The sequence below is a fragment of the Bacillus sp. 11C genome, assembly GCF_055486375.1.
In genome coordinates, this window is the sequence record NZ_JBUPVZ010000006.1 from 57,263 (window position 1) to 83,130 (window position 25,868).

At 44.3% G+C, this 25,868-nt stretch carries 24 protein-coding genes, 4 pseudogenes and 1 other annotated feature; of the genes and pseudogenes, 24 read left to right on the forward strand and 4 right to left on the reverse strand.

Annotation, left to right across the window (positions count from 1 at the left end; all coding sequences use genetic code 11):
• Positions 1-13 precede the first annotated feature (13 nt).
• The 6 genes and pseudogenes from phoP to coaE all read left to right on the forward strand — a co-directional run bounded on the left by phoP (position 14) and on the right by coaE (position 7,617).
• Positions 14-736, forward strand: coding sequence for a two-component system response regulator PhoP (gene phoP / locus ACY3LV_RS10415; RefSeq protein WP_148962319.1), 723 nt, complete (start codon positions 14-16; stop codon positions 734-736).
• Positions 729-2,468: a sensory box histidine kinase PhoR gene (phoR, locus tag ACY3LV_RS10420; RefSeq protein ID WP_464863739.1), complete on the forward strand. Its 1,740-nt coding sequence runs from the start codon at positions 729-731 to the stop codon at positions 2,466-2,468. The genes phoP and phoR overlap by 8 nt, the downstream gene beginning before the upstream one ends.
• A 245-nt stretch (positions 2,469-2,713) precedes the next feature.
• A complete protein-coding gene (polA, locus tag ACY3LV_RS10425; RefSeq protein WP_464863740.1) occupies positions 2,714-5,356 on the forward strand; it encodes a DNA polymerase I in 2,643 nt (880 codons plus the stop codon).
• A 22-nt stretch (positions 5,357-5,378) separates the two neighbouring features.
• Entirely contained in the window at positions 5,379-6,206 is an 828-nt protein-coding gene (gene mutM / locus ACY3LV_RS10430) for a DNA-formamidopyrimidine glycosylase (RefSeq protein WP_464863741.1), read from the forward strand.
• A gap of 151 nt (positions 6,207-6,357) precedes the next feature.
• Positions 6,358-7,008: pseudogene (gene ytaF / locus ACY3LV_RS10435) on the forward strand (sporulation membrane protein YtaF); the annotation flags it as partial.
• A gap of 15 nt (positions 7,009-7,023) precedes the next feature.
• Positions 7,024-7,617, forward strand: a complete 594-nt coding sequence (gene coaE, locus ACY3LV_RS10440; protein ID WP_464863742.1) for a dephospho-CoA kinase — start codon at positions 7,024-7,026, stop codon at positions 7,615-7,617.
• Positions 7,618-7,655: 38 nt separating this feature from the next.
• Here the strand turns inward: coaE and ACY3LV_RS10445 are convergent.
• Positions 7,656-7,983, reverse strand: a pseudogene (locus ACY3LV_RS10445) (aldo/keto reductase); the annotation flags it as partial.
• 233 nt (positions 7,984-8,216) lie between these two features.
• Here ACY3LV_RS10445 and ACY3LV_RS10450 point away from each other — a divergent pair.
• Positions 8,217-8,347, forward strand: a pseudogene (locus ACY3LV_RS10450) (winged helix-turn-helix transcriptional regulator); the annotation flags it as partial.
• 27 nt (positions 8,348-8,374) lie between these two features.
• Here the strand turns inward: ACY3LV_RS10450 and ACY3LV_RS10455 are convergent.
• Positions 8,375-8,480 (reverse strand): annotated as a pseudogene (locus ACY3LV_RS10455) (winged helix-turn-helix transcriptional regulator); the annotation flags it as partial.
• 193 nt (positions 8,481-8,673) lie between these two features.
• On the opposite strand from ACY3LV_RS10455, the gene ACY3LV_RS10460 reads away from it, so the two are divergent.
• The 8 genes from ACY3LV_RS10460 to thrS all read left to right on the forward strand — a co-directional run bounded on the left by ACY3LV_RS10460 (position 8,674) and on the right by thrS (position 17,479).
• On the forward strand, positions 8,674-9,696 hold the full coding sequence (locus ACY3LV_RS10460; protein WP_333561472.1) for a glyceraldehyde-3-phosphate dehydrogenase: 1,023 nt from the start codon (positions 8,674-8,676) through the stop codon (positions 9,694-9,696).
• A 238-nt stretch (positions 9,697-9,934) separates the two neighbouring features.
• On the forward strand, positions 9,935-10,315 hold the full coding sequence (gene speD, locus ACY3LV_RS10465) for an adenosylmethionine decarboxylase (RefSeq protein WP_003223584.1): 381 nt from the start codon (positions 9,935-9,937) through the stop codon (positions 10,313-10,315).
• Positions 10,316-10,591: 276 nt separating this feature from the next.
• Positions 10,592-11,050 (forward strand): transcriptional regulator NrdR, encoded by a 459-nt coding sequence (gene nrdR, locus ACY3LV_RS10470; protein WP_087992410.1) that lies wholly within the window; start codon positions 10,592-10,594, stop codon positions 11,048-11,050.
• 114 nt (positions 11,051-11,164) lie between these two features.
• Positions 11,165-12,586 (forward strand): replicative helicase loading/DNA remodeling protein DnaB, encoded by a 1,422-nt coding sequence (gene dnaB, locus ACY3LV_RS10475; protein ID WP_464863743.1) that lies wholly within the window; start codon positions 11,165-11,167, stop codon positions 12,584-12,586.
• A gap of 27 nt (positions 12,587-12,613) precedes the next feature.
• The gene (gene dnaI / locus ACY3LV_RS10480) at positions 12,614-13,549 is read left to right on the forward strand and encodes a primosomal protein DnaI (protein WP_464863744.1); all 936 of its coding nucleotides are present in this window, start codon (positions 12,614-12,616) and stop codon (positions 13,547-13,549) included.
• Positions 13,550-13,582: 33 nt separating this feature from the next.
• Positions 13,583-14,224: a TVP38/TMEM64 family protein gene (locus ACY3LV_RS10485; RefSeq protein WP_333561470.1), complete on the forward strand. Its 642-nt coding sequence runs from the start codon at positions 13,583-13,585 to the stop codon at positions 14,222-14,224.
• Positions 14,225-14,302: 78 nt separating this feature from the next.
• On the forward strand, positions 14,303-15,148 hold the full coding sequence (gene ytxC, locus ACY3LV_RS10490; protein ID WP_148962310.1) for a putative sporulation protein YtxC: 846 nt from the start codon (positions 14,303-14,305) through the stop codon (positions 15,146-15,148).
• Between the two features lie 399 nt (positions 15,149-15,547).
• Complete coding sequence (thrS, locus tag ACY3LV_RS10495) at positions 15,548-17,479, forward strand: threonine--tRNA ligase (RefSeq protein ID WP_087992405.1); 1,932 nt, start codon at positions 15,548-15,550, stop codon at positions 17,477-17,479.
• 39 nt (positions 17,480-17,518) lie between these two features.
• Here thrS and ACY3LV_RS10500 read toward each other — a convergent pair whose 3' ends face one another.
• Complete coding sequence (locus tag ACY3LV_RS10500) at positions 17,519-18,301, reverse strand: HAD family hydrolase (protein ID WP_464863745.1); 783 nt, start codon at positions 18,299-18,301, stop codon at positions 17,519-17,521.
• Positions 18,302-18,476: 175 nt separating this feature from the next.
• Between ACY3LV_RS10500 and lytS the strand changes: the two genes are divergently transcribed.
• The 8 genes from lytS to ACY3LV_RS10540 all read left to right on the forward strand — a co-directional run bounded on the left by lytS (position 18,477) and on the right by ACY3LV_RS10540 (position 24,096).
• Complete coding sequence (lytS, locus tag ACY3LV_RS10505; RefSeq protein ID WP_464863746.1) at positions 18,477-20,258, forward strand: two-component system sensor histidine kinase LytS; 1,782 nt, start codon at positions 18,477-18,479, stop codon at positions 20,256-20,258.
• Positions 20,236-20,961 carry a two-component system response regulator LytT gene (gene lytT, locus ACY3LV_RS10510; RefSeq protein WP_333517292.1) on the forward strand — a complete coding sequence of 242 codons (726 nt, stop codon included), beginning with the start codon at positions 20,236-20,238 and terminating at the stop codon, positions 20,959-20,961. The genes lytS and lytT overlap by 23 nt, the downstream gene beginning before the upstream one ends.
• Before the next feature lie 133 nt (positions 20,962-21,094).
• Positions 21,095-21,535 carry an antiholin-like murein hydrolase modulator LrgA gene (gene lrgA, locus ACY3LV_RS10515; protein ID WP_087992402.1) on the forward strand — a complete coding sequence of 147 codons (441 nt, stop codon included), beginning with the start codon at positions 21,095-21,097 and terminating at the stop codon, positions 21,533-21,535.
• 20 nt (positions 21,536-21,555) lie between these two features.
• On the forward strand, positions 21,556-22,251 hold the full coding sequence (lrgB, locus tag ACY3LV_RS10520; protein ID WP_148962304.1) for an antiholin-like protein LrgB: 696 nt from the start codon (positions 21,556-21,558) through the stop codon (positions 22,249-22,251).
• Positions 22,252-22,456: 205 nt separating this feature from the next.
• Positions 22,457-22,587 (forward strand) — a sequence feature (ribosomal protein L20 leader region).
• 58 nt (positions 22,588-22,645) lie between these two features.
• Positions 22,646-23,167 (forward strand): translation initiation factor IF-3, encoded by a 522-nt coding sequence (gene infC / locus ACY3LV_RS10525; RefSeq protein ID WP_071543361.1) that lies wholly within the window; start codon positions 22,646-22,648, stop codon positions 23,165-23,167.
• 12 nt (positions 23,168-23,179) lie between these two features.
• Positions 23,180-23,380, forward strand: coding sequence for a 50S ribosomal protein L35 (gene rpmI / locus ACY3LV_RS10530; protein ID WP_003222418.1), 201 nt, complete (start codon positions 23,180-23,182; stop codon positions 23,378-23,380).
• A 31-nt stretch (positions 23,381-23,411) separates the two neighbouring features.
• Complete coding sequence (rplT, locus tag ACY3LV_RS10535; RefSeq protein ID WP_087992399.1) at positions 23,412-23,771, forward strand: 50S ribosomal protein L20; 360 nt, start codon at positions 23,412-23,414, stop codon at positions 23,769-23,771.
• A gap of 55 nt (positions 23,772-23,826) precedes the next feature.
• Entirely contained in the window at positions 23,827-24,096 is a 270-nt protein-coding gene (locus ACY3LV_RS10540; protein WP_087992398.1) for a DUF1294 domain-containing protein, read from the forward strand.
• Positions 24,097-24,112: 16 nt separating this feature from the next.
• On the opposite strand, the gene ysdB is transcribed toward ACY3LV_RS10540, so the two are convergent.
• Complete coding sequence (gene ysdB / locus ACY3LV_RS10545) at positions 24,113-24,505, reverse strand: sigma W pathway protein YsdB (RefSeq protein ID WP_148962303.1); 393 nt, start codon at positions 24,503-24,505, stop codon at positions 24,113-24,115.
• Between the two features lie 183 nt (positions 24,506-24,688).
• Between ysdB and ACY3LV_RS10550 the strand changes: the two genes are divergently transcribed.
• The gene (locus tag ACY3LV_RS10550) at positions 24,689-25,774 is read left to right on the forward strand and encodes a M42 family metallopeptidase (protein WP_464863747.1); all 1,086 of its coding nucleotides are present in this window, start codon (positions 24,689-24,691) and stop codon (positions 25,772-25,774) included.
• The last annotated feature ends 94 nt before the right edge of the window (positions 25,775-25,868 follow it).

A 25,868-nucleotide genomic window follows, 5' to 3' on the forward strand; every position in this document is an offset into this window, starting at 1 on the left:
CTGGAGGCACAGCATGAACAAGAAAATTTTAGTTGTGGATGATGAAGAATCTATTGTTACTCTTTTGCAGTACAATTTGGAACGGTCAGGCTATGATGTCATTACCGCCTCGGACGGGGAAGAAGCACTCAAAAAAGCGGAAACAGAGAAGCCTGATTTGATTGTGCTGGATGTGATGCTTCCAAAACTGGACGGAATCGAAGTGTGCAAGCAGCTGAGACAGCAAAAACTGATGTTTCCGATTCTAATGCTGACAGCAAAGGATGAGGAATTCGACAAAGTATTAGGACTCGAGCTCGGTGCTGATGATTATATGACCAAGCCGTTCAGTCCAAGGGAAGTGAATGCAAGAGTCAAAGCGATTTTAAGGCGTTCCGAAATGGCTGCGCCCTCTAGTGAAATGAAGAATGATGAAATGGAAGGCCAGATCGTCATTGGCGAACTGAAAATTCTGCCTGATCATTATGAAGCGTACTTTAAAGAAAATCAGCTTGAGCTGACACCGAAAGAGTTCGAACTGCTGCTGTATTTGGGCAGACATAAAGGCAGAGTGCTGACGAGAGATTTGCTGCTGAGCGCTGTCTGGAATTATGATTTTGCCGGAGATACGAGAATTGTTGATGTGCATATCAGCCATCTCCGCGACAAAATTGAAAGCAATACAAAAAAACCGATCTATATCAAAACGATTAGGGGATTGGGCTATAAACTGGAGGAGCCAAAAATGAATGAATAAATACCGTGTGCGCCTTTTTTCTGTACTTGTAGTCTGTATGATTCTGGTGTTTAGTGTCCTCGGGCTGTTTTTGCAGCAGCTCTTTGAAACAACTGGTCAAAGGAAAGCAGAGGAACACATTGAAAAAGAAGCCAAATACATGGCTTCGCTTCTTGATGCCGGCAATCTGAATGATCAAGAAAATAAGAAAATCATTAAAGATGCAGGCGGCGCGCTCGATGTGAGCGCATCCGTTATCGATACAGACGGCAAGGTGCTGTACGGGTCAAACGGGGTAGCGGCAGATTCTCAAAAGGTGCAGGCGCTTGTTTCTGGCCATGAGGGTGTTCTTTCAAAAGCGGATAACAAGCTTTATTACGGACTTTCGCTTAGAAGCGAAGGTGAAAAAACAGGATATGTGCTGCTTTCTGCCTCTGAAAAAAGCTACGGCTTGAAAGGCGAAATGTGGGGGATGCTGACGGCCAGTCTTTGTACCGCATTTATCGTCATTATTTATTTTTATTCCAGCATGACCTCACGTTACAAAAGATCAATTGAAGCAGCGACAAACGTAGCAACAGAACTGTCCAAGGGAAACTATGATGCCAGAACGTACGGCGGCTATATCAGGCGCTCTGATAAGCTCGGCCGTGTGATGAATAGCCTTGCCGTTGATCTGATGGAAATGACGAGAACGCAAGAAATGCAGCGAGACCGGCTGTTAACAGTCATTGAAAATATCGGCTCCGGGCTGATTATGATTGATGGAAGAGGTTTTATCAATCTCGTGAACAGGTCTTACGCCAAGCAGTTCCATATCAATCCGAATCAGATGCTGCGCCGTCTTTATCATGATGCATTTGAACATGAAGAAGTGATCCAGCTTGTCGAAGACATTTTTATGACGGAGACAAAGAAATGCAAGCTGTTAAGGCTTACGATCAAGATTGAACGGCGTTATTTTGAGGTTGACGGCGTTCCGATTATGGGACCGGACGATGAATGGAAAGGAATTGTGCTCGTTTTCCATGACATGACGGAGACCAAGAAATTAGAGCAGATGAGAAAGGATTTTGTGGCCAATGTATCTCATGAGCTGAAAACGCCGATTACGTCTATTAAAGGGTTTACGGAGACGTTATTGGACGGGGCGATGGAGGACAAAGAGGCGCTTTCTGATTTTCTCTCTATTATTCTAAAGGAAAGCGAAAGGCTTCAGTCTTTGGTTCAGGATCTGCTCGATCTCTCAAAAATAGAGCAGCAAAATTTCATGCTCAGCATCGAAAAGTTTGAGTCAGCCAAAATGCTTAGTGAAATTGAAACGCTTCTAAAGCATAAGGCCGATGAGAAAGGAATCTCCTTACAACTGAATGTCCCGAAAGACCCGCTCTATGTATCGGGTGACCCGCACAGGCTGAAACAAGTATTTCTTAATCTCGTAAACAATGCGTTAACCTACACGCCTGAGGGGGGCTCTGTAGCTATCAATGTAAAGCCCGGAGAAAAAGACATTCAAATTGAAGTGGCCGATTCCGGAATCGGAATTCAGAAAGAAGAAATTCCGCGTATCTTCGAACGTTTTTACCGTGTAGATAAAGACAGAAGCAGGAATTCTGGCGGAACAGGCCTAGGCCTTGCGATCGTCAAGCATTTAATAGAGGCTCATGAAGGGAAAATCGATGTCACAAGCGAGCCTGGACGGGGAACCGTCTTTACCGTGACGCTGAAACGTGCTGCTGAAAAATCCGCCTAATGTTTACAAAGGTTTAACAATATCTTCATGCACTGTTAAACCTATGCTGGTAGGATGTAGTAGAACCCCTTCATCCAAGGAGCCAATTTTGACGGCGGGAACCTTTTTGTGTTCCCGTCCTTTTTTTGTGTCTTCTCTTTTAGTTCACGTCATTTTCCTTTCAAATTGAACTTTGTTAAAATAAGAGGAGCGAATGACTATGTAAGAGATGAACGGAAGCCTGAGGCTTCTTAGGAGGATATTGAATGACGGAACGAAAAAAATTAGTGCTTGTAGACGGAAACAGTTTGGCTTACCGAGCGTTTTTTGCCTTGCCGCTGTTAAGCAATGATAAAGGTGTTCATACGAATGCCGTATACGGCTTTGCGATGATTTTGATGAAGATGCTTGAGGATGAAAAACCGACGCACATGCTGGTTGCATTTGATGCCGGGAAAACAACATTTCGTCACGGCACATTTAAAGAATATAAAGGCGGCAGACAGAAAACCCCGCCTGAGCTTTCCGAACAAATGCCGTTTATCCGTGAGCTGCTGGATGCGTATCAGGTCAGCCGCTACGAACTGGAACAATACGAAGCCGATGATATTATCGGCACATTGGCCAAATCGGCTGAAAAAGACGGATTTGAAGTAAAGGTTTTCTCAGGAGATAAGGATTTAACTCAGCTGGCAACAGACAAAACGACAGTTGCCATTACGAGAAAAGGAATTACCGATGTTGAATTTTACACACCGGAGCACGTCAAAGAGAAATACGGGCTTACGCCTGAACAAATCATTGACATGAAGGGTCTGATGGGCGATTCCTCAGATAATATTCCGGGTGTGCCCGGCGTAGGAGAAAAGACAGCGATTAAGCTATTAAAACAGTTCGCCTCCGTTGAAAAGCTGCTGGAGTCCATTGACGAGGTGAGCGGAAAGAAATTGAAGGAAAAGCTTGAGGAATTTAAGGATCAGGCATTGATGAGCAAGGAGCTGGCGACGATCATGACGGACGCGCCGATTGAGGTATCCGTTCCCGGCTTGGAATATCAAGGCTTTAATCGTGAACAGGTCATTTCCATCTTTAAAGATCTTGGATTCAGCACGCTTCTTGAACGTCTTGGGGAAGACAGTGAAGAAGCGGAGCAGGATCAGGCGTTAGAAGAAATTAACGTCGAAACCGTCACAGACGTAACAAGCGGTATATTGGTTTCTCCATCCGCTTTTGTCGTTGAACAGATTGGCGACAATTATCACGAAGAGCCGATTCTCGGATTTTCGATCGCAAATGAAACGGGATCTTATTTTATTCCGAAAGACATTGCCGTGGAGTCTGAGGTGTTTAAAGAATGGGTGGAAAATGACGAGCAGAAGAAATGGGTTTTCGACAGTAAGCGGGCTGTTGTCGCTTTGCGCTGGCAGGGCATTGAACTGAAAGGGGCGGAGTTTGATACGCTTCTTGCGGCTTATATCATCAACCCCGGCAATTCATATGACGACGTCGCAAGCGTGGCTAAGGATTACGGCTTGCATATCGTTCAAAGCGATGAATCAGTTTACGGCAAAGGAGCAAAACGGGCAGTGCCGTCAGAAAATGAACTGTCTGAGCACCTTGTCAGAAAAGCGTTAGCCATTCAAAGCCTTCGGGAGAAACTCGTTCAGGAGCTGGAGAACAACGATCAGCTTAAACTGTTTGAAGAGCTTGAAATGCCTCTTGCGCTTATTCTGGGCGTAATGGAATCAACTGGCGTCAAGGTTGATGTTGACCGTTTAAAACGGATGGGTGAAGAACTGGGCGCGAAGCTGAAAGAATATGAAGAAAAAATCCATGAGATTGCGGGAGAACCGTTTAATATCAACTCTCCTAAACAGCTTGGTGTCATCTTGTTTGAAAAGATCGGCCTGCCTGCCGTGAAAAAAACGAAAACAGGCTATTCAACGTCTGCCGATGTGCTTGAAAAGCTGGCAGACAAGCATGATATTGTCGACTATATTTTGCAGTACAGACAAATTGGCAAGCTTCAATCGACGTATATTGAGGGGCTTTTAAAGGTGACGAGACCGGATTCACACAAGGTGCACACACGCTTTAACCAGGCGTTAACGCAAACAGGCCGCCTCAGCTCTACTGATCCGAATTTGCAAAACATTCCGATCAGACTTGAAGAAGGGCGCAAAATCCGCCAAGCTTTTGTTCCGTCTGAAAAAGACTGGCTCATTTTTGCAGCTGATTATTCGCAAATCGAGCTGCGGGTGCTAGCCCATATTTCAAAGGATGAAAATCTTATCGAAGCTTTCACAAATGATATGGATATTCATACGAAAACGGCAATGGATGTGTTTCATGTCTCTAAGGATGAAGTGACATCCGCCATGAGGCGCCAGGCGAAAGCGGTCAACTTTGGCATCGTTTACGGCATAAGCGATTACGGTCTGTCACAGAACCTTGGCATTACACGAAAGGAAGCTGGAGCATTCATCGACCGTTATTTGGAAAGCTTCCAAGGTGTAAAGGCGTACATGGAGGACTCGGTTCAGGACGCTAAGCAAAAAGGCTATGTAACAACCCTTATGCAACGCCGCCGTTACATTCCTGAGCTGACGAGCCGCAACTTTAATATCCGAAGTTTTGCGGAGCGGACGGCAATGAACACACCAATTCAGGGAAGCGCCGCTGATATTATAAAAAAAGCCATGATTGATATGGCTGCTAAGCTGAAAGAAAAGCAATTGCAGGCAAGACTGCTGCTTCAAGTACACGATGAATTGATTTTTGAAGCGCCTCAGGAAGAAATTGAAATTCTTGAAAAGCTTGTTCCTGAAGTGATGGAGCACGCGCTTGCATTAGATGTGCCGTTAAAGGTGGACTTTTCATCAGGCCCATCTTGGTACGATGCGAAATAAACAGAGATAGGAAGTGATGGATGTGCCGGAATTACCAGAGGTTGAAACGGTCCGGCGCACTCTGACCGGGCTTGTAAAGGGAAAAACAATCAAAGCGGTAGAGATCAGATGGCCGAATATCATCAAACGTCCTGCCGAACCGGAGGAATTTGCGCGAAATCTAGCAGGAGAAACGATACAGTCTATCGGAAGACGGGGAAAGTTTTTGCTGTTTCATTTAGAACATTATGTCATGGTTTCCCATCTGCGAATGGAAGGGAAATACGGGCTTCATCAAGCGACAGAGCCAGACGATAAACACGTGCATGTCATATTCACGATGACAGATGGAACCCAGCTTCGTTACAGGGATGTTCGGAAGTTTGGAACCATGCACTTATTTAAACCGGGAGAGGAAGCGGGCGAGCTCCCGCTTTCTCAGTTAGGGCCGGAGCCGGATGCAGAAGAATTTACGAGTGCATATTTAAAAGAACGGCTTGCCAAAACTAACCGCGCTGTCAAAATCGCTCTTCTGGATCAGAAAACGGTTGTCGGACTTGGGAACATTTATGTGGACGAGGCTCTTTTTAGAGCGGGGGTCCATCCTGAGACGAAAGCAAATGAATTAGAAGACAAAACAGTCAAAACACTTCACGCTGAAATCAAAAACACCCTGCAGGAGGCAATTGACGCGGGCGGCAGCACAGTCCGTTCGTATATCAACTCCCAAGGGGAAATCGGAATGTTCCAGCTGCAGCATTTTGTGTACGGAAAAAAAGACGAGCCGTGCAAAAATTGCGGAACGATGATTTCAAAAATTGTCGTCGGAGGCAGGGGCACGCATTTTTGCGCGGAGTGCCAGAAAAAATAGTAGCATAATGCTTCATCGTCCAAGCTGTCGGTGCATATATCAGTAACTCTGTAATAGAGGATGCCATTTTCGAAACACGGATTTTTCACTTTACCATATACATGATTGTGATGAATCCCGGGCATTTCACATCTGATACAAGAGCACCAACAGAAAGGAAGAAACGGATATGCAAATGGTTTCTATACTGCTGCTGGCGTTGGCTGTCAGCTTGGACAGTTTTTCAGTCGGATTTACGTACGGATTGAGAAAAATGAAAATACCGTTTAAAGCGATTTTGGTTATCGCCTGCTGTTCCGGTGCTGTCATGTTTATATCCATGCTGATCGGGAGCTTTCTTACAAAGTTTTTTCCTGTATATGTGACGGAGAAGCTTGGCGGTTTGATATTGGTCGGAATTGGTGTATGGATTCTGTATCAATTTTTCAAACCGGCAAAAGACAAAGAATACTTATTGCATGAAAAAACGCTGCTTAATTTAGAGGTTCGGTCATTAGGGATTGTGATTCATATTTTGAGAAAACCTATGAGTGCGGATATCGACAAATCGGGTGTGATTAATGGAATCGAGGCGGTCTTATTGGGATTTGCCTTATCGATTGATGCCTTCGGAGCAGGTATAGGCGCAGCCATTCTCGGTTTTTCACCGATTATGATGAGCATCGCCGTGGCCATTATGAGCTCGCTGTTTGTATCAATCGGAATTAACGCCGGCCATTTTCTGTCTAAGTGGAAATGGATTGATAAAATGGCGTTTTTGCCGGGGCTTCTGCTGATCACGATTGGGCTCTGGAAATTGTAAAAAGGAGTGGATCTCTTGACCTTAGTCATTGGTTTAACGGGAGGAATAGCCAGCGGCAAAAGCACGGTAGCCAATATGCTGATTGAAAAAGGAATAACAGTTATAGATGCAGATATCATCGCCAAACAAGCGGTAGAAAAAGGGACGCCTGCCCACCGGCAAATCATTGACGAATTCGGTGAAGACATTCTGCTCCCAAACGGTGATATAGATAGAAAAAAGCTTGGGGCACTGGTATTTACAAATGAACAAAAGCGCCTTGCTTTAAATGCAATTGTTCATCCCGCAGTCAGGCAGGAAATGCTTAAGCGCCGTGATGAAGCCATTGCAAATCAGGAAGCGTTTGTTGTATTAGATATCCCGTTATTGTTCGAAAGCAAATTGGAATCTTTAGTTGATAAAATTATTGTGGTTAGTGTCACAAAAGAGCTTCAGCTCGAGCGCCTGATGAATCGCAACCAGCTGACGAAGGAAGAAGCGATCAGCCGAATCCGCGCTCAAATGCCATTAGAGGAAAAAACAGCAAGAGCAGATCAAGTCATCGATAACAGCGGCACGCTCGAAGAGACTAAGCAGCAGCTTGATGACATTATCAGCAGCTGGGCATAATGCAAAACACCGTTCAATATGAACGGTGTTTTTTGTGATTAAAAATCAAAGTTGTTCGGATCAGGACCGACGCGCAGGTTTTCATTCAGCGCATCGATGCGATTCATGTCATCCTGTGTTAATTCAAAGTCAAATACGCTGGCGTTTTCTTTCATGCGTTGTTCCTTCGTTGATTTAGGAATCATAATGATGCCATGCTGCAGATTTGTTATATGTTTGAGCGATGTCAGCCAGTACAGGGTGGTCCAGCAGCTGCCCCTGCATGAAAGGTGACCGAGCTTCCATATGGATGCCTTGTTTTTTGCAGTATACCATCAGCTCTTTTTGTGTAAGGCGCGGGTGAAATTCCACTTGATTGATCATAGGTCAGAAGTGCAGGAATGCTGCTTTTATTGGCTGAAGTCATCATGTTCCTCCTTTGTGCTGTATGATTGAAATTCTGCCGAGCAAGCTAGATAAATAAAAAGAGCAGATTCAAATCAGCCGGCAAACGTGATTATGAAAGATATCGTCAAGAAAGAAAAGTACGTACTTTTAAGAACTATAAGTCACTTTTTGGTGCCTGTAAGGAGAATGAATTGTATGGAGAAGAAGAAGAAATATATATTTCTGTTGAAGCGACGCTTGAAGTGATCGGCGGGAAATGGAAATATGTCATATTATGCCACCTAACCGGCGGAAAAAAAGCACGAGTGAATGAAAGCGCCTGATGCTCAATAGCACGCAAAAAAACTGACTGCCCCCATTGTTTATGATTCCTGTTTAACTTATTGTTGAGCACAATTTCTTTTAACACTGAAAATGTATCCCCGTCCACTCTGTTGATATGGTTCGCCCCCCCAATCACACAGCATATCTAAAACCCTTTTGCGGAGCGCTGGCAGCTTTTTGATTCTTAGGACTGAAATTGTGTGCAAGAAAAGATATCATGCATCATAAATTAGCGTTATAATCGTTGATTTTTATTAAGATGTACTGGCGAATTCGTTTTAATGTGTTATACTAATTTCAGATAACAACAAATTAGGATGGCATAATTGATAAGGGGTGTCCAACATGAAGGTAAAAGTAGCGATAAACGGGTTTGGAAGAATCGGAAGAATGGTTTTTAGAAAAGCGATGTTAGACGATCAAATTCAAGTAGTGGCCATTAACGCCAGCTATTCCGCAGAAACGCTGGCTCATTTAATAAAGTATGACACAAATCACGGCAGGTACGACAAAGAGGTTGTGGCCGGTGAAGACAGCCTGATTGTAAATGGAAAGAAAGTGCTTTTGTTAAACAGCCGTGATCCAAAACAGCTGCCTTGGCGGGAATTTGATATTGACATAGTCGTCGAAGCAACAGGGAAGTTTAATTCAAAGGATAAAGCGATGGGCCATATAGAAGCGGGCGCAAAAAAAGTCATTTTGACTGCTCCGGGAAAAAATGAAGACGTTACCATTGTGATGGGAGTAAATGAGGACCAATTCGACGCTGACCGCCATGTCATTATTTCAAATGCGTCATGCACGACCAACTGCCTTGCGCCTGTTGTAAAAGTGCTGGATGAAGAGTTTGGCATTGAGAGCGGGCTGATGACTACAGTTCACGCGTATACGAATGACCAGAAAAATATTGATAATCCGCACAAAGATTTGCGACGGGCGCGGGCATGCGGTGAATCCATCATTCCGACGACAACAGGAGCGGCAAAGGCGCTTTCGCTTGTGCTGCCGCATCTGAAAGGAAAGCTTCACGGCCTCGCCTTGCGTGTCCCGGTTCCGAATGTCTCATTGGTTGATCTCGTTGTCGATCTGAAAATGGATGTGACGGCTGAAGAGGTAAACGAGGCATTTAAACGGGCTGCCAAAACTTCGATGTACGGCGTGCTTGATTATTCAGATGAACCGCTCGTCTCGACTGATTATAATACGAATCCGCATTCTGCGGTCATTGACGGGCTGACAACAATGGTAATGGAAGGGAGTAAAGTAAAGGTGCTCGCATGGTATGACAACGAATGGGGCTACTCGTGCAGAGTCGTTGATCTGATCCGCCATGTAGCGGCACGAATGAAACATCCGTCTGCTGTATAAAATAAGGTCGTGGACATATTTTGAAGAAAAAACCCTTAACAGCATATTTCTAAAAAAACGCACCTTGCAAATTAGACTTAAACACAGTATACTATTTTTCGTGAACTTCTTGCTTGAGACTGTTTCGGAATTACTTAAAGGGTTAGGACCTCTCCGGACTAACTTTCCCCCGTGGTAAATGGCCGACCCAGTTGTTGGAATTTCACTTTTTAATTCTTGTTAAGGGGGGTCCATGACTATGGAAACAATGGGGCGTCACGTTATCTCCGAGCTATGGGGATGCGATTTTGATAAGCTGAATGACATGGATTTTATTGAAAAAACGTTTGTAAATGCTGCTCTAAAATCAGGTGCTGAGGTGCGCGAGGTTGCATTTCACAAATTTGCACCGCAAGGCGTAAGCGGAGTTGTGATTATTTCTGAATCACACTTAACTATTCACAGTTTTCCTGAACACGGATATGCGAGCATTGATGTTTATACTTGTGGAGACTTAGATCCTAATGTCGCTGCTGACTATATCGCAGAGGCATTACATGCTGATACAAGAGAAAACATTGAAATACCGAGAGGAATGGGGCCTGTGCAAATTAAACAGGCGCAAGCGAAAGTACTATAAAGTAAACACGAACACAAAGGGAGCTGAAGCTAGAAAGCCGTTATGCGCTTTTTAGCTTATGCTCCTTTTATTTTTATAAACAAACAAGGGCGGTCAGCTTTTTCTTTTTGCATTTTTTTTGTAAAATAGAAAGAGATTTTCACAAACCACCTGATGCTGTAGATACAGCTTTACTCACAACGGCTCTCCTGACAGATGGCTGTCACATTTATTTTTAAAAGGCGGAGGCTGCCGAAAATACATTCCAGGGAACGAAATAGTTGGGAGCTGATTTTATTGAAATGTCCTTCATGCCAGCATAACGGAACGCGGGTCCTTGATTCACGGCCTGTGGATGATGGGAAATCCATTCGCCGAAGACGCGAGTGCGAATGCTGCCATTACAGGTTTACCACCTTTGAAAAAGTGGAGGAAACCCCGCTCATCGTCGTGAAAAAAGAAGGCGTGCGGGAGGAATTCAGCAGAGAAAAAATGCTGCGCGGCCTCATAAAAGCATGCGAAAAAAGACCCGTTCCACTCAAAACGCTTGAAGACATGTGCTTTGATATTGAAAAAGAACTTCGCAATCAAGGCTGCTCTGAGGTGAAAAGCGAATTCGTCGGAGAAATGGTCATGGATCGGCTGGCTAAGATTGATGAGGTCGCATATGTGCGGTTCGCGTCTGTCTATCGGCAGTTTAAAGATATAAACGTCTTTATCGACGAATTAAAAGACTTAATAAAGAAAGAGCGTTAAAAGAGCTAAGAGGATTCTTCTAGCTCTTTTCTCATGTGCAAAATTGGCATTTGATAGATATAAGAAACGGTGTAAAATGAAAGGTAGAAACAAATTCGGAAGGTTTGAGAATGTATGGCTGACTATTGGAAAGATGTACTGCCTGTAGATCCGTATGCGGTCAAAAGCAGATCGATGCTTCAGGATATAGACAGACAAATAATCACACAACTGTACCAGCCCTTAATCGGCCCTGTTGCATTCTCACTTTATATGACATTGTGGGGAGAGCTGGAACAAAACCGTCTGTGGGGCGGCGAGTCCACACATAGACAGCTGATGGGGATGACACAGTCTAATTTAAAAACGATCCATCAGGAACAAGGGAAGCTCGAGGGCATCGGATTGCTAAAAGTATATATGAAAGAATCCGAGCGGCAGGAGCGCCTCTTTATATATGAACTCCTTCCGCCGCTCAGGCCAAATGAGTTTTTTGAAGACGGGATGCTGAATGTTTTTCTGTACAATAGAGTCGGAAAAACAAAATACCAGCAATTAAAACAATTTTTCACGCATCCGGCCATTTCAGAGGATGCGAAGGACATTACGCGGCCGTTTAATCATGCGTTTGAATCGCTGCAGCCGAGTGAATGGAAGCTTACATCTGACATGGAGGAAACGGTGAGACTTGCGGAGGGCACAGAATATACTTCTGTCGGACATGCTCCGTCCTACACCATAACAGAGGATGTGTTTGATTTTGATTTGTTTTTAGCGGGACTTTCTGAGACGATGATTCCGAGAAAAGCGATGACCCAGCAGGTGCGGGACACAATCAAAAAGCTTTCTTATCTGTACGGTATAGACCCTTTGCAGATGCAAAATGTCGTGATGAGCGCAATTGATGAGCGTGACGTTATTACGTCGGAGGCTTTAAGAAAAGCGGCTAGCGACTGGTATCAAATCGAAAGAAACGGACAGCTGCCAGACGTCGTTGAAAAAACACAGCCGGTGCATCTGCGAGAAGGCGAAAAACCGGCGAAAGAGGATTCGCTGGACGGGAAGCTGATCGCATTGCTGGAGACGATTTCTCCGAAGAAGCTTCTGCAGGACATTGCCGACGGAACAGAGCCGTCAAAAGCTGACCTGAAAATCATAGAAGAAATTATGTTTGAACAGAAGCTCGAGCCAGGCGTTACAAATGTGTTAATTTATTATGTCATGCTGAAAACCGACATGAAGCTGTCGAAAAATTATATCCAAAAAATCGCTTCGCATTGGGCGCGCAAAAAGGTAAAAACGGTCAGAGAAGCGATGAAGCTCGCGATAGAAGAAAACCGCCAATACCTTGAATGGGCTGAAGGGAAAGCAAATCAGCCTTCGAAACGAAACCAAAAAGTGATTCGCGAAGAAAAACTTCCTGACTGGATGGGAGAAAAAGAGACAGCCTCCGAGTCAGAATCCGGACAGGAGAAGCTGCATCCGCAGGACTTGGAAGAACAGAAGAAAAAGATGATGGAAGAAATGAAGAAGCTGAAAAAATACTCTGCCTATTAAAGACAGAGATGCGGGGTGAAGAAATAGATGGAACCAATCGGCCGTTCCCTGCAGGGCGTAACCGGCAGGCCGGATTTCCAAAAACGTCTTGAACAAATGAAGGGAAAAGTCATGAAGGATCAAGATGTTCAGGCATTTTTGAAGGAAAATGAAGAAACCATTGATCAAAAAATGATCGAAAAGAGCTTAAACAAGCTTTATGAATATATCGGGCAAAGCAAGAAATGCTCCTATTGTTCGGAAGATAAAGATTGCAACAATTTATTGGAGGGCTACCATCCGAAGCTTGTTGTCAATGGCCAATCTATTGATATTGAGTATTATGAATGTCCGGTTAAACGGAAACTCGATAAGCAGAAAAAACAGAAGTCCCTTATGAAAAGCATGTATATCCAGCAGGATCTTCTCGGAGCGACTTTCCAGCAAGTTGATATCAGTGACCCGAGCAGGCTCGCGATGTTCCAGCATGTGACGGATTTTCTGAAAAGCTATAATGAGACGGGAAAAGGGAAAGGACTGTATCTATACGGGAAATTCGGAGTAGGAAAAACGTTTATGCTCGCTGCGATTGCCAATGAGCTGGCGGAAAAAGAGTATTCCTCGATGATCGTCTATGTGCCCGAATTTGTAAGAGAGCTTAAGAATTCGCTGCAAGACAAGTCATTGGAAGAGAAGCTCAATATGGTCAAAACAACACCCGTATTGATGCTTGATGACATCGGAGCGGAATCAATGACGAGCTGGGTTAGGGATGAAGTCATCGGAACAGTGCTTCAGCACAGAATGTCCCAGCAGCTGCCGACTTTCTTTTCGTCTAATTTCTCACCTGATGAGCTGAAGCATCATTTTACGTATTCGCAAAGGGGAGAAAAGGAAGAAGTAAAAGCGGCAAGACTTATGGAGCGAATTTTATATTTGGCTGCTCCAATCCGCCTGGACGGAGAAAACCGCCGACATCCGTAACTGCTGCGGTTCAAAGGGGAAGGAACTGAGGGTATGAAACGAAAAACAGCTGTTAAATGGCTGGCAGTGCTTGCAGGTGCAGGTGTAATCTTTTGGGGAAATAAAACGTATTTGAATCTATCGCCGAAAGAGATCAGGATATGGGTATTGTCGTTCGGGGCCTTTGCACCGCTGATGTTTATCGGGATATCCATCGTCAGGCCTCTTATTTTATTTCCCGTATCTGTTGTTTCTCTAGCGGGAGGACTCGCATTTGGCCCGCTTCTCGGCACGCTTTACACGTTATTCGGTTCAATGTGTGCTTCAGCTGTTTCGTTTTTTGCCGCCGGTTTGTTTGCGGCGAAAAAGAACGGCCATTACGAAAAGCTTGAAGCCATTCAGAAGCAGATGGAGGATAACGGATTTTTTTATATCTTTCTTTTAAGAATCATGCCGATCAATTTTGATTTCATCAGCTATGCGGCAGGCCTTTCCAATGTCAAAGCGCTGCCGTATTTTGCGGCGACGGCCGCCGGAATCATTCCGGGGACCATCGCGCTGAATGTGCTGGGAGCGAGCTTTTCAACTGGAAATCTGCCGGCTTTCTTTATGGTGCTCGCTTTGTATAGCGTGTTTATTTCGCTGCCGTTTATCTTCAGAAAGAAAATGCAAAACTTGTTCCAAGAATCAAATTAACATTTGCCAATGACCTTTACGTCTATTTTAAAAACATCCCCCATATACTTGTAACAGATGCCGTAAGGGGGGACAAACATGCTTGAAATAATCTTTGAAGATGACCATGATGCAGCCGCTTTTTTACATCTCATTCAGCATTCGGACGATCGGAACTATATCATTGTCCGGGAAGGCATACGAAAAATCGGGATTGAAAAAGCTAAGCCGGCTATCTCTATTCAGCGTTTTATGGAGCCGATTCTGGTCAAATTTTTTTTAGAGTGCAAAGAAGACGAACATATGCTGTCATTGATTGAGGAAACATACTGCTTCACGGATCAGGATGAACAGCAGCAAATCCTTCAGCTCGCACATAGTATTATTGAAGGAGAAGCGGACGATCTTCCGTTTGAGCCGCTAAAGCTTTCGCGGAAACAATCAATTTTGGATGAACTCCAAACGATTCGTTTAGAGGAAGGCTTATTTTCCATTCGTTCCTTTCAGACCTTCCGGCTCGGACAATACTACAAGCAGCTGAGAGACATTACGGAAGCGGCGATAGATGAATATAAGATGGAACAGGAATATCAAAACTTTATTCAAACACTCAGAGACTATGTAACGGCCAAACAGCCGCGAATCAAAAAGGTGCATATTGTCCATGACGGCTCATTTACAATTTGGGAGCTGCGTTATGTGCAGGAACGGGAAAAAATGAAATACATAGACAGGCGATTTGTCCGGGATCATCCTATGTACATTGATTCTCATTTGCTCGCGCCGCTGATCTCCATCGCGCCTGATGAAGTGGTGCTTTATACCGACCAGCCCGAGCATATGATGGCAAGGACCATTCAAAACGTATTTCAAGAGCGACTGGAAATGCTTCCGCTGCATGCTTTTTCAGACGCAGAAATACCGGTAGAGCACTCAGAAGGATAAGGGCCGGCAGCCTGTATATATAGGGCTGTCGGTTTGGAAAAAAGGTAATGCGATCGTGTTGATTTTTTGGAATGAACAATTTATAATACATAGGAGATTAAGATAGACACACGTATGGATAAGGACATGAAGGAATGATAACCGGCTCAAAGAGAGGGAAGCCATGGCTGCAAGCTTCCCAGCTAAGGACCATTCGCTTTACCGCCTTTGAACTTCAGCTGTGAACCCCTTGATAAGGAGCAGTAATGGCTGACGGGAACTCCCGTTACAGAGATTAGAGCCGCAAGTGCCGGAATATTGGCTTTGCGGAAAAAAGGGTGGAACCACGATTCCGTTTATTCAACCTCGTCCCTTTCATAGGGGGCGGGGTTTTTATATGCAAAAAAAGGAGTGACATAGATGTCAGATATGGTAAAAATCACATTTCCTGATGGAGCAGTCAAGGAGTTTGCGAAAGGAACAACAACAGAGGATATCGCGGCATCCATCAGTCCGGGATTAAAGAAGAAATCATTAGCCGGAAAACTGAACGGAGAAGAAATCGATTTGAAAATGCCGATCAATGAAGACGGTAAAGTGGAAATCATTACAGAAGGCTCCGAAGAAGGCCTTCAAATAATGCGCCACAGTACGGCTCACTTGCTGGCTCAAGCGATTAAACGCATTTATAAAGATGTCAAATTCGGTGTCGGTCCGGTCATCGAAAACGGTTTTTACTACGATGTAGAAATGGAAGAAGCGATTACGCCGGAGGATCTGCCGAAAATTGAAAAAGAAATGAAAAAAATCGTTAATGCGAACCTCCCGATCGTTCGAAAAGAGGTCAGCCGCGAAGAAGCGAAAGCCCGTTTTGCTGAAATCGGCGATGACCTGAAGCTTGAACTATTGGATGCGATTCCGGAAGGAGAAACCGTTTCGATCTATGAGCAAGGCGAATTCTTTGACCTGTGCCGCGGCGTACACGTTCCTTCAACAGGAAAAATCAAAGAGTTTAAACTGTTAAGCCTTGCAGGCGCATACTGGCGCGGTGACAGCAATAACCAAATGCTTCAGCGCGTATACGGCACAGCTTTCTTCAAAAAAGCTGATCTGGAAGAGCATCTTCGCATGCTTGAAGAAGCAAAAGAGCGTGACCACAGAAAGCTCGGCAAAGAGTTAAAGCTGTTTGCGAATTCTCAAAAAGTCGGACAAGGCTTGCCGCTTTGGCTGCCAAAAGGGGCGACAATCCGCCGCGTCATCGAGCGCTACATTGTCGATAAAGAAATCAGCCTCGGCTATGAGCACGTATACACACCAGTGCTTGGAAGCAAAGAACTGTATGAAACATCAGGGCACTGGGAGCATTATCAGGAAGGCATGTTCCCTCCGATGGAAATGGACAACGAAACACTAGTCCTGCGTCCAATGAACTGTCCGCACCATATGATGATTTACAAACAAGACATTCACAGCTACCGTGAACTTCCGATTCGGATTGCGGAGCTGGGAACGATGCACCGTTATGAAATGTCAGGTGCGCTGTCAGGCCTTCAGCGCGTGCGCGGCATGACATTAAACGATGCACATATCTTTGTGCGCCCGGATCAAATTAAGGACGAGTTTATCCGTACAGTCCGTTTAATTCAGGACGTATATGAAGACTTTGGCTTAAGTGATTACACATTCCGTCTGTCTTACCGTGATCCTGAAGACACGGAGAAATATTTTGATGACGATGAAATGTGGAACAAGGCGCAATCCATGCTGAAAGAGGCAATGGATGAAATCGGCCATGACTATTACGAAGCAGAAGGTGAAGCGGCATTCTATGGCCCTAAACTTGATGTTCAGGTAAAAACAGCGATCGGCAAAGAAGAAACATTGTCTACGGTTCAGCTTGATTTCTTATTGCCTGAACGTTTCGATCTGACTTATATCGGTGAAGACGGCAAGCAGCACCGTCCGGTTGTGATTCACAGAGGTGTCGTATCAACAATGGAACGCTTTGTTGCCTTCTTAATTGAAGAACACAAAGGCGCGCTGCCAACATGGCTTGCACCGGTTCAATTCCAAGTCATCCCGGTTTCTCCTGCTGTGCATTTAGACTACGCGAAAAAAGTGCAGGAACGCCTGCAACGTGAAGGCCTGCGTGTAGAAGTCGACAGCCGTGATGAAAAAATCGGCTACAAAATCCGTGAAGCGCAAATGCAAAAAATCCCGTACATGCTTGTGGTCGGTGATCAAGAAGCAGAAAACGGAGCGGTAAACGTCCGTAAGTACGGAGAGCAGAACTCTGAAACCATTTCGCTTGATGATTTTGTGAAAAAAGCAGTAGCTGAAGCGAAAAAATAAGCTAAAAAGCATGATCTCGTTGAAGAGATCATGCTTTTTTTATTTCTCTATTAAAGGAAACAAATCATGAAGGCTGCTGATGATGTAATCAGGTGCCACGTCCGTTTCGTTTTTCTTATCCGTCCGGTTGATCCAAACGGTTTTGATTCCGGCTCTTGAGGCGCCTAAAATATCAGTATTCAAATTATCGCCGACCATGATCGCATCGTCTGTTTCAATATTCATCAGCTCAAGGCAATGTTCAAAAATGGAAACATCCGGTTTCCCTTTGCCAAAAGCGCCTGAGATGACAATTTCATTGAAATAAGGGGCGAGCTCAGGGACGCCGGCGAGCTTCTCTTTTTGCAGGCTCGGATCGCCGTTTGTCAAAAGCAGCAGTTCATACTTGCCTTTTAATTGATCGAGCACTTCAAATGTTTCATCATATACAAATGGGCGTTTTCTGCGCTCTGCCGCGAAAAACTCTCCCAAGTATTCGCCATATGCGGGATCATCAATGCCAAGCGCCTTTAGTCCGTTTATCCATGCGTTTTTTCTGTACTCCGGCACAATCTTGTTCAGCTTCTGAAATCCTTCACTGATCGGTTCTGAGAAATTGGACCATAGTCCTTCAAACGGGTTAATGCCGATCATCACTGTATATGGATACGTCTCATATGACATGTACAATTCTCTCGCCGCTTCGCGAACAGCTGCTTCAAATGCCTGCGGGTCAAGGCCATATTTTTTCTCTGCCTGTAAACAAGTTTCTGCAAATGTTGTTCTGACGCTTTTTTCATCCCAAAGTAGTGTATCGTCTAAATCAAAAAATACGGCTTTCATGATCTTCTCCTCTGCTTCAGATTCAAATCTTTCAGCCAAAAGGCTCATGTTTTATTTTACAATAGATAAAAGCCTTGTGAAATATGTTTTCAGATGATTTTAAAAAAACAGTCAGTCATGAAGCTCATTGATCGAAAACATGCTAGAATGAAAACGGAAAGAATAGGTGACATGCATGATTCATTTAATGATTATGATGCTTGAAAGGGTAGGGATTATTGTGATTTTGGGGTTTATTCTCGCCCATACGAAGCTTTTCAGGCAAGCTCTTCAGAATCTGGACGGCTATAAAGGAAAAGCGGTTTTAATCTCTATTTTTTCTCTCTTCAGCATCATCAGCAATTATACAGGCATCGAAATTCAAAAAAATATGATTGTAAACAATGACTGGGTGTTTGCGATAGATCCGTCGGGCTCTATCGCGAATACCCGTATTTTGGGCGTGGAAATCGGAGGCCTTCTCGGAGGACCGTTTGTAGGGGCGGGAATCGGTGTACTGGCGGGCCTTCACCGTTTTTCGCTCGGCGGCAGCACGGCCTTAAGCTGTGCGGTATCATCGGTTTTAGCGGGTGTTCTAGCAGGTTTGATCGGACGGTATTTTACGAAGCGCTACCGAATGCCGACACCGCGAATCGCCGCTCTTGTGGGAATCGGAATGGAGTCACTGCAGATGGTGATTATTTTGCTGATGGCGAAGCCGTTTAGTGACGCTTGGGAGCTTGTCAGCATGATCGGGATTCCGATGATACTCATCAATGGAACAGGCAGTTTTATTTTCCTGTCGATTATTCAAGCGATCATTCGCAAGGAAGAGCAGGCAAGGGCGCTTGAAACGCACAGAGTGCTGACGATTGCTGACCAGACGCTTCCTTTTTTTCGCCAAGGATTAAATGAAAGCTCCTGTAAAAGTGTGGCGGCTATTATCCATAAGCTGACCGGAACAGATGCTGTTTCTCTCACTGATAATGAGAAGATCCTTGCGCATGTCGGCGCGGGAATAGATCATCACATTCCATCAAAAAGCTTGATCACCGGCCTGTCCAAAAAGGTGATCAAAACAGGAGAAATCATGAAGGCGGTTACTCAGGAAGAGATTGAATGCACGCATGCTGAATGTCCCTTGCACGCGGCGATTGTCCTGCCGCTGACATCAAACGGCAATACAATCGGCACCTTAAAAATGTACTTTAAAAGCCCGGCAGGCCTGAGCCAGGTAGAGGAGGAGCTTGCTGAGGGGCTGGCCATGCTGTTTTCGACACAGCTTGAGCTTGGGGAAGCAGAGCTGCAAAGCAAGCTTCTCAAAGATGCTGAAATCAAAGCGCTTCAAGCACAGGTGAATCCGCATTTTTTATTTAATGCGATCAACACGATTTCTGCATTATGCCGCACGGATGTTGAAAAAACCCGGAAGCTCTTATTGCAGCTCAGTGTTTATTTTCGTTCAAACCTTCAAGGAGCGAGGCAGCTGCTGATTCCGCTCTCAAAGGAGCTGAACCACCTTCACGCCTATTTGTCATTAGAACAGGCGCGTTTTCCCGGGAAATATAAGATTGAACTCAATATTGACAGCAGGCTGGAGCAGATTGAAATCCCTCCGTTTGTTTTACAGGTGCTTGTGGAGAACGCGCTTCGGCATGCGTTTCCGAAAAAACAAGACATGTGCAAAGTTACGGTCTGTGTCTTATCTGATGTTACATCCGTCTATATGAAGGTGACGGATAACGGACGGGGAATTCCGCCGGACGTCCTGCCGGATCTGGGAAAGAAACCGTTTCCGTCTAAGGAGGGAACCGGTACAGCGCTCTATAACCTGAACCAGCGGCTGATCGGTTTATTCGGTCAGCAGGCTGCACTGAATATCAAAAGTGAGGTTCAGAAAGGGACAGAGGTTTCCTTTCAAGTGCCAATGCAACAGATGAAAGAGGGAGAAGAACATGCTCAGGGTGTTAATAGTTGATGATGAGATGCTGGCAAGGGATGAATTGGCTTACTTGCTCAAGCGGACCAATGAAGAAATGGAGATCAATGAAGCGGAAAATATCGAATCTGCTTTTGACCAAATGATGGATCAAAAACCTGACTTGCTGTTTTTAGACGTTGATTTATCGGGAGAAAACGGTTTTGATATTGCTAAGCGATTGAAGAAAATGAAGCATCCTCCTGCTGTTGTGTTTGCGACGGCGTATGACCAATATGCGCTCAAAGCGTTTGAGGTGGACGCTTTAGATTATTTAACCAAGCCTTTCGATGAGGAAAGAATTCAGCAAACGTTAAAAAAATATAAAAAAGTCAATCGGGATATTGGTGAAACAGATCAGAGCAGCCATGCCGGCCAGCACAAACTGGCGCTATCTGTCGGAGAATCAATTGTGATCGCAGATACGAAGGACATTGTCTATGCCGGAACGGAAGATGGTCACGTCAATGTAAAAACCTTCGAAAATTCTTATACAGTCAGCGATACGCTCGTTGTCATTGAGAAAAAGCTGCCTGATGCTGATTTTATCCGCGTCCATCGGAGCTTTGTCGTCAATACCGAATATATTAAAGAAATTCAGCCGTGGTTTAATTCTACATATAATCTGATCATGAAAGACGGATCGAAAATACCGGTGAGCCGGACATACGCGAAGGAATTGAAAAAGCTGCTCCATATTTGATGGGCGGCTTTTTGCATTTCAGCCATTTCATTCTGCAACTCAGTCCCGTAATTCGGCATGTTACCTTGTAAGCGCTTTATAACGGGTGGTTCTTATTTATAATGGGGGTACCAAAGAGAAAGAGGTGAAGAAAATGAGTGCTAAAAAAGTGTACGGGTTTTTAACACAAGCATTTATTTTTGCCGTCATTATGCTGGTTTCGAATATGATTGCCGCTATTGTCCCAATTCCTATCCCGGCATCGGTTGTAGGGTTGGTCTTATTATTTCTCCTATTATGTTTAAAAGTGATTAAACTGGAACAAGTAGAAACGCTCGGAACGTCTTTAACCTCTTTGATCGGATTTTTATTTGTCCCATCAGGCATATCTGTTATGAATTCGCTTGGTGTGATGCAGCAATACGGTCTGCAAATTGTTCTTGTTATTCTGCTCGCGACGATCATATTGTTGGGGGCTACAGGATTGTTTTCTCAGCTGATTCTTTCGCTAAGCGGAAAACGCAAATCCGCAGCGGACATGAAAACAAAAACAGTGCAAAGCCCGCAGAACAATAACGAACTCGTTCACCATTAAGGAAACAGGAGGTTCAACAGATGGAAAGCACAATGAGTCCTTATTTCGGAATTGTCGTATCACTGGCTGCATTCGGCATCGGCACTTTTTTATTTAAGAAAACGAAAGGCTTCTTCCTTTTCACTCCTTTGTTTGTTGCCATGGTGCTTGGGATCGCATTTTTAAAAGTCGGCGGTTTTTCCTACGCGGACTATAATAACGGGGGAGAAATCATTAAGTTTTTCCTTGAACCGGCGACGATCGCTTTTGCCATTCCTTTGTACAAACAAAGAGATAAGCTGAAAAAATACTGGTGGCAAATCATGTCCTCTATTATCGTTGGCTCTATTTGCTCTGTCACAATTGTTTATTTGCTCGCAAAAGGCATTCACCTCGATGCGTCAGTGATGAAAAGCATGCTTCCGCAGGCGGCTACAACGGCAATTGCGCTTCCTTTATCAAAAGACATCGGAGGCATCAGCAACATCACAGCTTTTGCGGTTATCTTTAACGCTGTCATTGTATATGCGCTCGGAGCGTTGTTCTTGAAGGTGTTTAAAGTAAAGAATCCCATCTCTAAAGGGTTGGCTCTCGGAACGTCCGGGCATGCACTCGGTGTAGCTGTCGGGATCGAGATGGGAGAGGTCGAAGCGGCGATGGCAAGTATTGCTGTTGTCGTAGTAGGAGTGGTAACGGTTCTGGTCATCCCTGTATTCGTGCAGCTGATCGGAGGATAAGCCAAGGCTGATAGCCTTGGCTTTGTCTTTTATGATGTGTAGCTGACTGGTTCAGACACTTTACATTCTGGATGAGAATGCAAAGATTTTCTTTTTCTTTCTTGCACTCATAGAAAACCCATGTTACAATGAGAAAGTTGTTCCGGAGAAGTCATCCTTGACTAAAGATCCGGCATTGTGTAGAATAGTTATTGAATTGAATATAAATCACAAGCAGAAGCACCCGCTTCTCACCTGATTGACACATGCATGTAGTTGGCAGGTTGACCGTACATTTTTATTGATACAGATGTTCGTAGTGTGGGTGTTTTATAATGCCCGCACTTTTTGTTTGCCTGCAGAATGCAGTCAAAATGAGTTGTGAATCAATTCGAAGAAACTATGGAGGTGGCTCATTATTAGCAAAGATCAATTGGTTAATGAGGGTATCCGTGCACGTGAGGTCCGTCTAATCGGACAAAATGGCGACCAGCTTGGAATCAAGTCCCGTCAGGAAGCACTTGAAATCGCCGGCCGCGCAAATCTTGACCTTGTGTTAGTTGCAGCAAATGCAAAACCGCCTGTCTGCCGCATCATGGACTACGGAAAGTTCAGATTCGAGCAACAGAAAAAGGACAAAGAAGCACGCAAAAATCAAAAAATCATTAACTTAAAAGAAGTTAGATTAAGTCCGACAATCGATGAGCATGACTTTAACACGAAATTGCGCAATGCAATTAAATTCCTTGAAAAAGGCGATAAAGTGAAAGCTTCTATCCGCTTTAAAGGACGCGCGATCACTCATAAAGAAATCGGCCAGCGTGTGTTAGACCGTTTTTCTGAAGCATGTGCTGAGGTTGCGACTGTCGAAACAAAACCAAAAATGGACGGCCGCAGCATGTTCTTAATGCTCGCGCCGAAAAACGAAAAGCAATAAGGAGGAAATCCCATGCCAAAAATGAAAACTCACCGCGGATCTGCTAAACGTTTTAAAAAGACAGGTTCTGGGAAGTTAAAACGTTCTCACGCATACACAAGTCACTTATTCGCCAACAAATCTCAAAAGCAAAAGCGTAAGCTTCGCAAGAGTGCTGTTGTAAGCGCAGGAGACTTCAAACGCATCAAACAAATGCTTGCTAACATCAAGTAATCGGACAAGGAACAATTAGGAGGGAAATTTAATGCCAAGAGTAAAAGGCGGAACTGTTACACGTAAGCGTCGTAAAAAGGTTCTTAAATTAGCAAAAGGTTATTTCGGTTCAAAACATACATTATACAAAGTAGCTAACCAGCAGGTCATGAAATCTGGAAACTATGCTTTCCGTGACCGTCGTCAGAAAAAACGTGATTTCCGTAAGCTTTGGATCACTCGTATCAACGCAGCTGCTCGCATGAACGGTCTTTCTTACAGCCGTTTAATGCACGGTCTTAAACTTTCTGGTATCGAAGTAAACCGTAAAATGCTTGCTGATCTTGCTGTAAACGATCTTACTGCATTCAATCAGCTTGCTGATACTGCTAAATCTCAATTAAACAAGTAATCATATAGAGCCGCTCTCCAGCAGAGCGGCTTTTTTATATAAAGGATGGGGAAACATGGTTATTGCTGTTTATTTGGTGCTGATGAATCTGTGCGGTTTTTGGGTGATGGGGGCTGACAAACGAAAAGCGCAGCAGCACAAATGGAGAATTTCTGAAGACAGGCTGTGGCTGATAGCGATCGTGTTTGGAGCACTCGGTGTCTGGCTTGGCATGCAAACCTTCAGACATAAAACGAAGCACGCCTCTTTTAAGTATGGAGTGCCGCTTCTTCTGTTGATTGAAGCGGTCTTGATTGGCATTTATTACAGCCCGTTTGATTTATAAAAAGCAGAAAAGCGTTTTAGCGCTCTTCTGCTTTTTTTGCGACTTTAATGGGCTGGTCCCAGTCAATCTTACAATTCGGATAGCGTTCCAGCACTTTTTCTTCAATGTTCTCAAAATCTTTTGCAGACAAATGCTTCAGCTTCTCAGGAGATTCTGTCCAGACAAAAATGGTATGGATAAACAGCGGATGATCTTTGGAAGGAATATGCTTTTCTCCTTCGAAAAGCACGCCTTTATACGTCAGTTGAAAGTTCTTACGGGCATTGTTCTGTTCATCAATAATATAAAAATGTTCTTTTGATTGGGCCAGTTTGAGCCTTCTCTTTGGGCTGGCGACATATTTGACCGCGGCATAAATACAATAAGCAAAAAGTGCAAGTAATATAATCCTTAGAACCATGACAAACATTGTGTGAAGGCACCTCCCTTATTGTGATGATCTGATGTAATACGAAGAGCATAGAAAAAGGTTTCACTTTTTTAAAAGAAAAGTTCTAAAAACATATACCCGATTTTCAAGTGAAATAGTCGTATGGTTAGCGTCAGGTTTTGTATAATAAGAATGCAGGACTGATGAAGGAGGTTTTGGAACATGGCAAAATTAGATGAAACATTGACCATGCTGAAAGATTTAACAGATGCAAAAGGCATACCGGGCAATGAGAGAGAAGTAAGGCAAGTGATGAAATCATACATAGAACCATTTGCTGATGAAGTGACAACAGATCGTCTTGGCAGTTTAATCGCCAAAAAAACAGGTGCGGAAAACGGCCCGAAAATTATGATTGCCGGGCATTTGGACGAAGTTGGTTTTATGGTGACGCAAATCACTGATAAAGGCTTTATCCGTTTTCAAACCGTTGGCGGCTGGTGGGCTCAGGTGATGCTGGCTCAGCGTGTAACCATCGTGACGAAAAAAGGGGAAATCACAGGGGTTATCGGCTCAAAGCCGCCTCATATTTTATCTCCTGAAGCGAGAAAAAAATCAGTGGAAATAAAAGAGATGTTTATTGATATTGGAGCTTCAAGCCGAGAAGAAGCCTTGGAATGGGGTGTGCTTCCGGGAGATATGATCGTTCCTCATTTTGAATTTACAGTCATGAACAATGAAAAATTCCTCTTGGCGAAGGCGTGGGACAACCGCATCGGCTGTGCGATTGCCATTGATGTGTTAAGAAATTTACAAAACACAGCTCATCCAAACATTGTGTATGGCGTGGGAACTGTGCAGGAGGAAGTCGGCCTGAGAGGAGCGAAAACAGCAGCATACACCATTCAGCCTGATATTGCGTTTGGTGTTGATGTAGGGATAGCAGGAGACACGCCTGGGATTTCTGAGAAAGAAGCGCAAAGTAAAATGGGCGAAGGGCCCCAGATTATCGTGTACGATGCATCCATGGTTTCTCACAAAGGTTTGCGAGATGTCGTTGTCGCTACGGCGGAGGAAGTGGGTATTCCGTACCAATTTGATGCCATTGCCGGCGGCGGAACTGATTCGGGAGCCATCCATTTGACGGCAAATGGTGTTCCCGCGCTGTCCATTACCATTGCAACCCGCTACATTCATACACACGCGGCTATGCTGCATCGTGACGATTATGAAAATGCGGTCAAATTAATTACAGAAGTGATTAAGAAATTAGACCGAAAGACAGTTGACCAAATCACATATGAATAAAAATCATCAGAATCCGCTATAAAAGGCGGATTCTATTTATTTGTCTGTACAAATTCAATAAGTAACTCTACAATAAGGATATATATAGAAAATA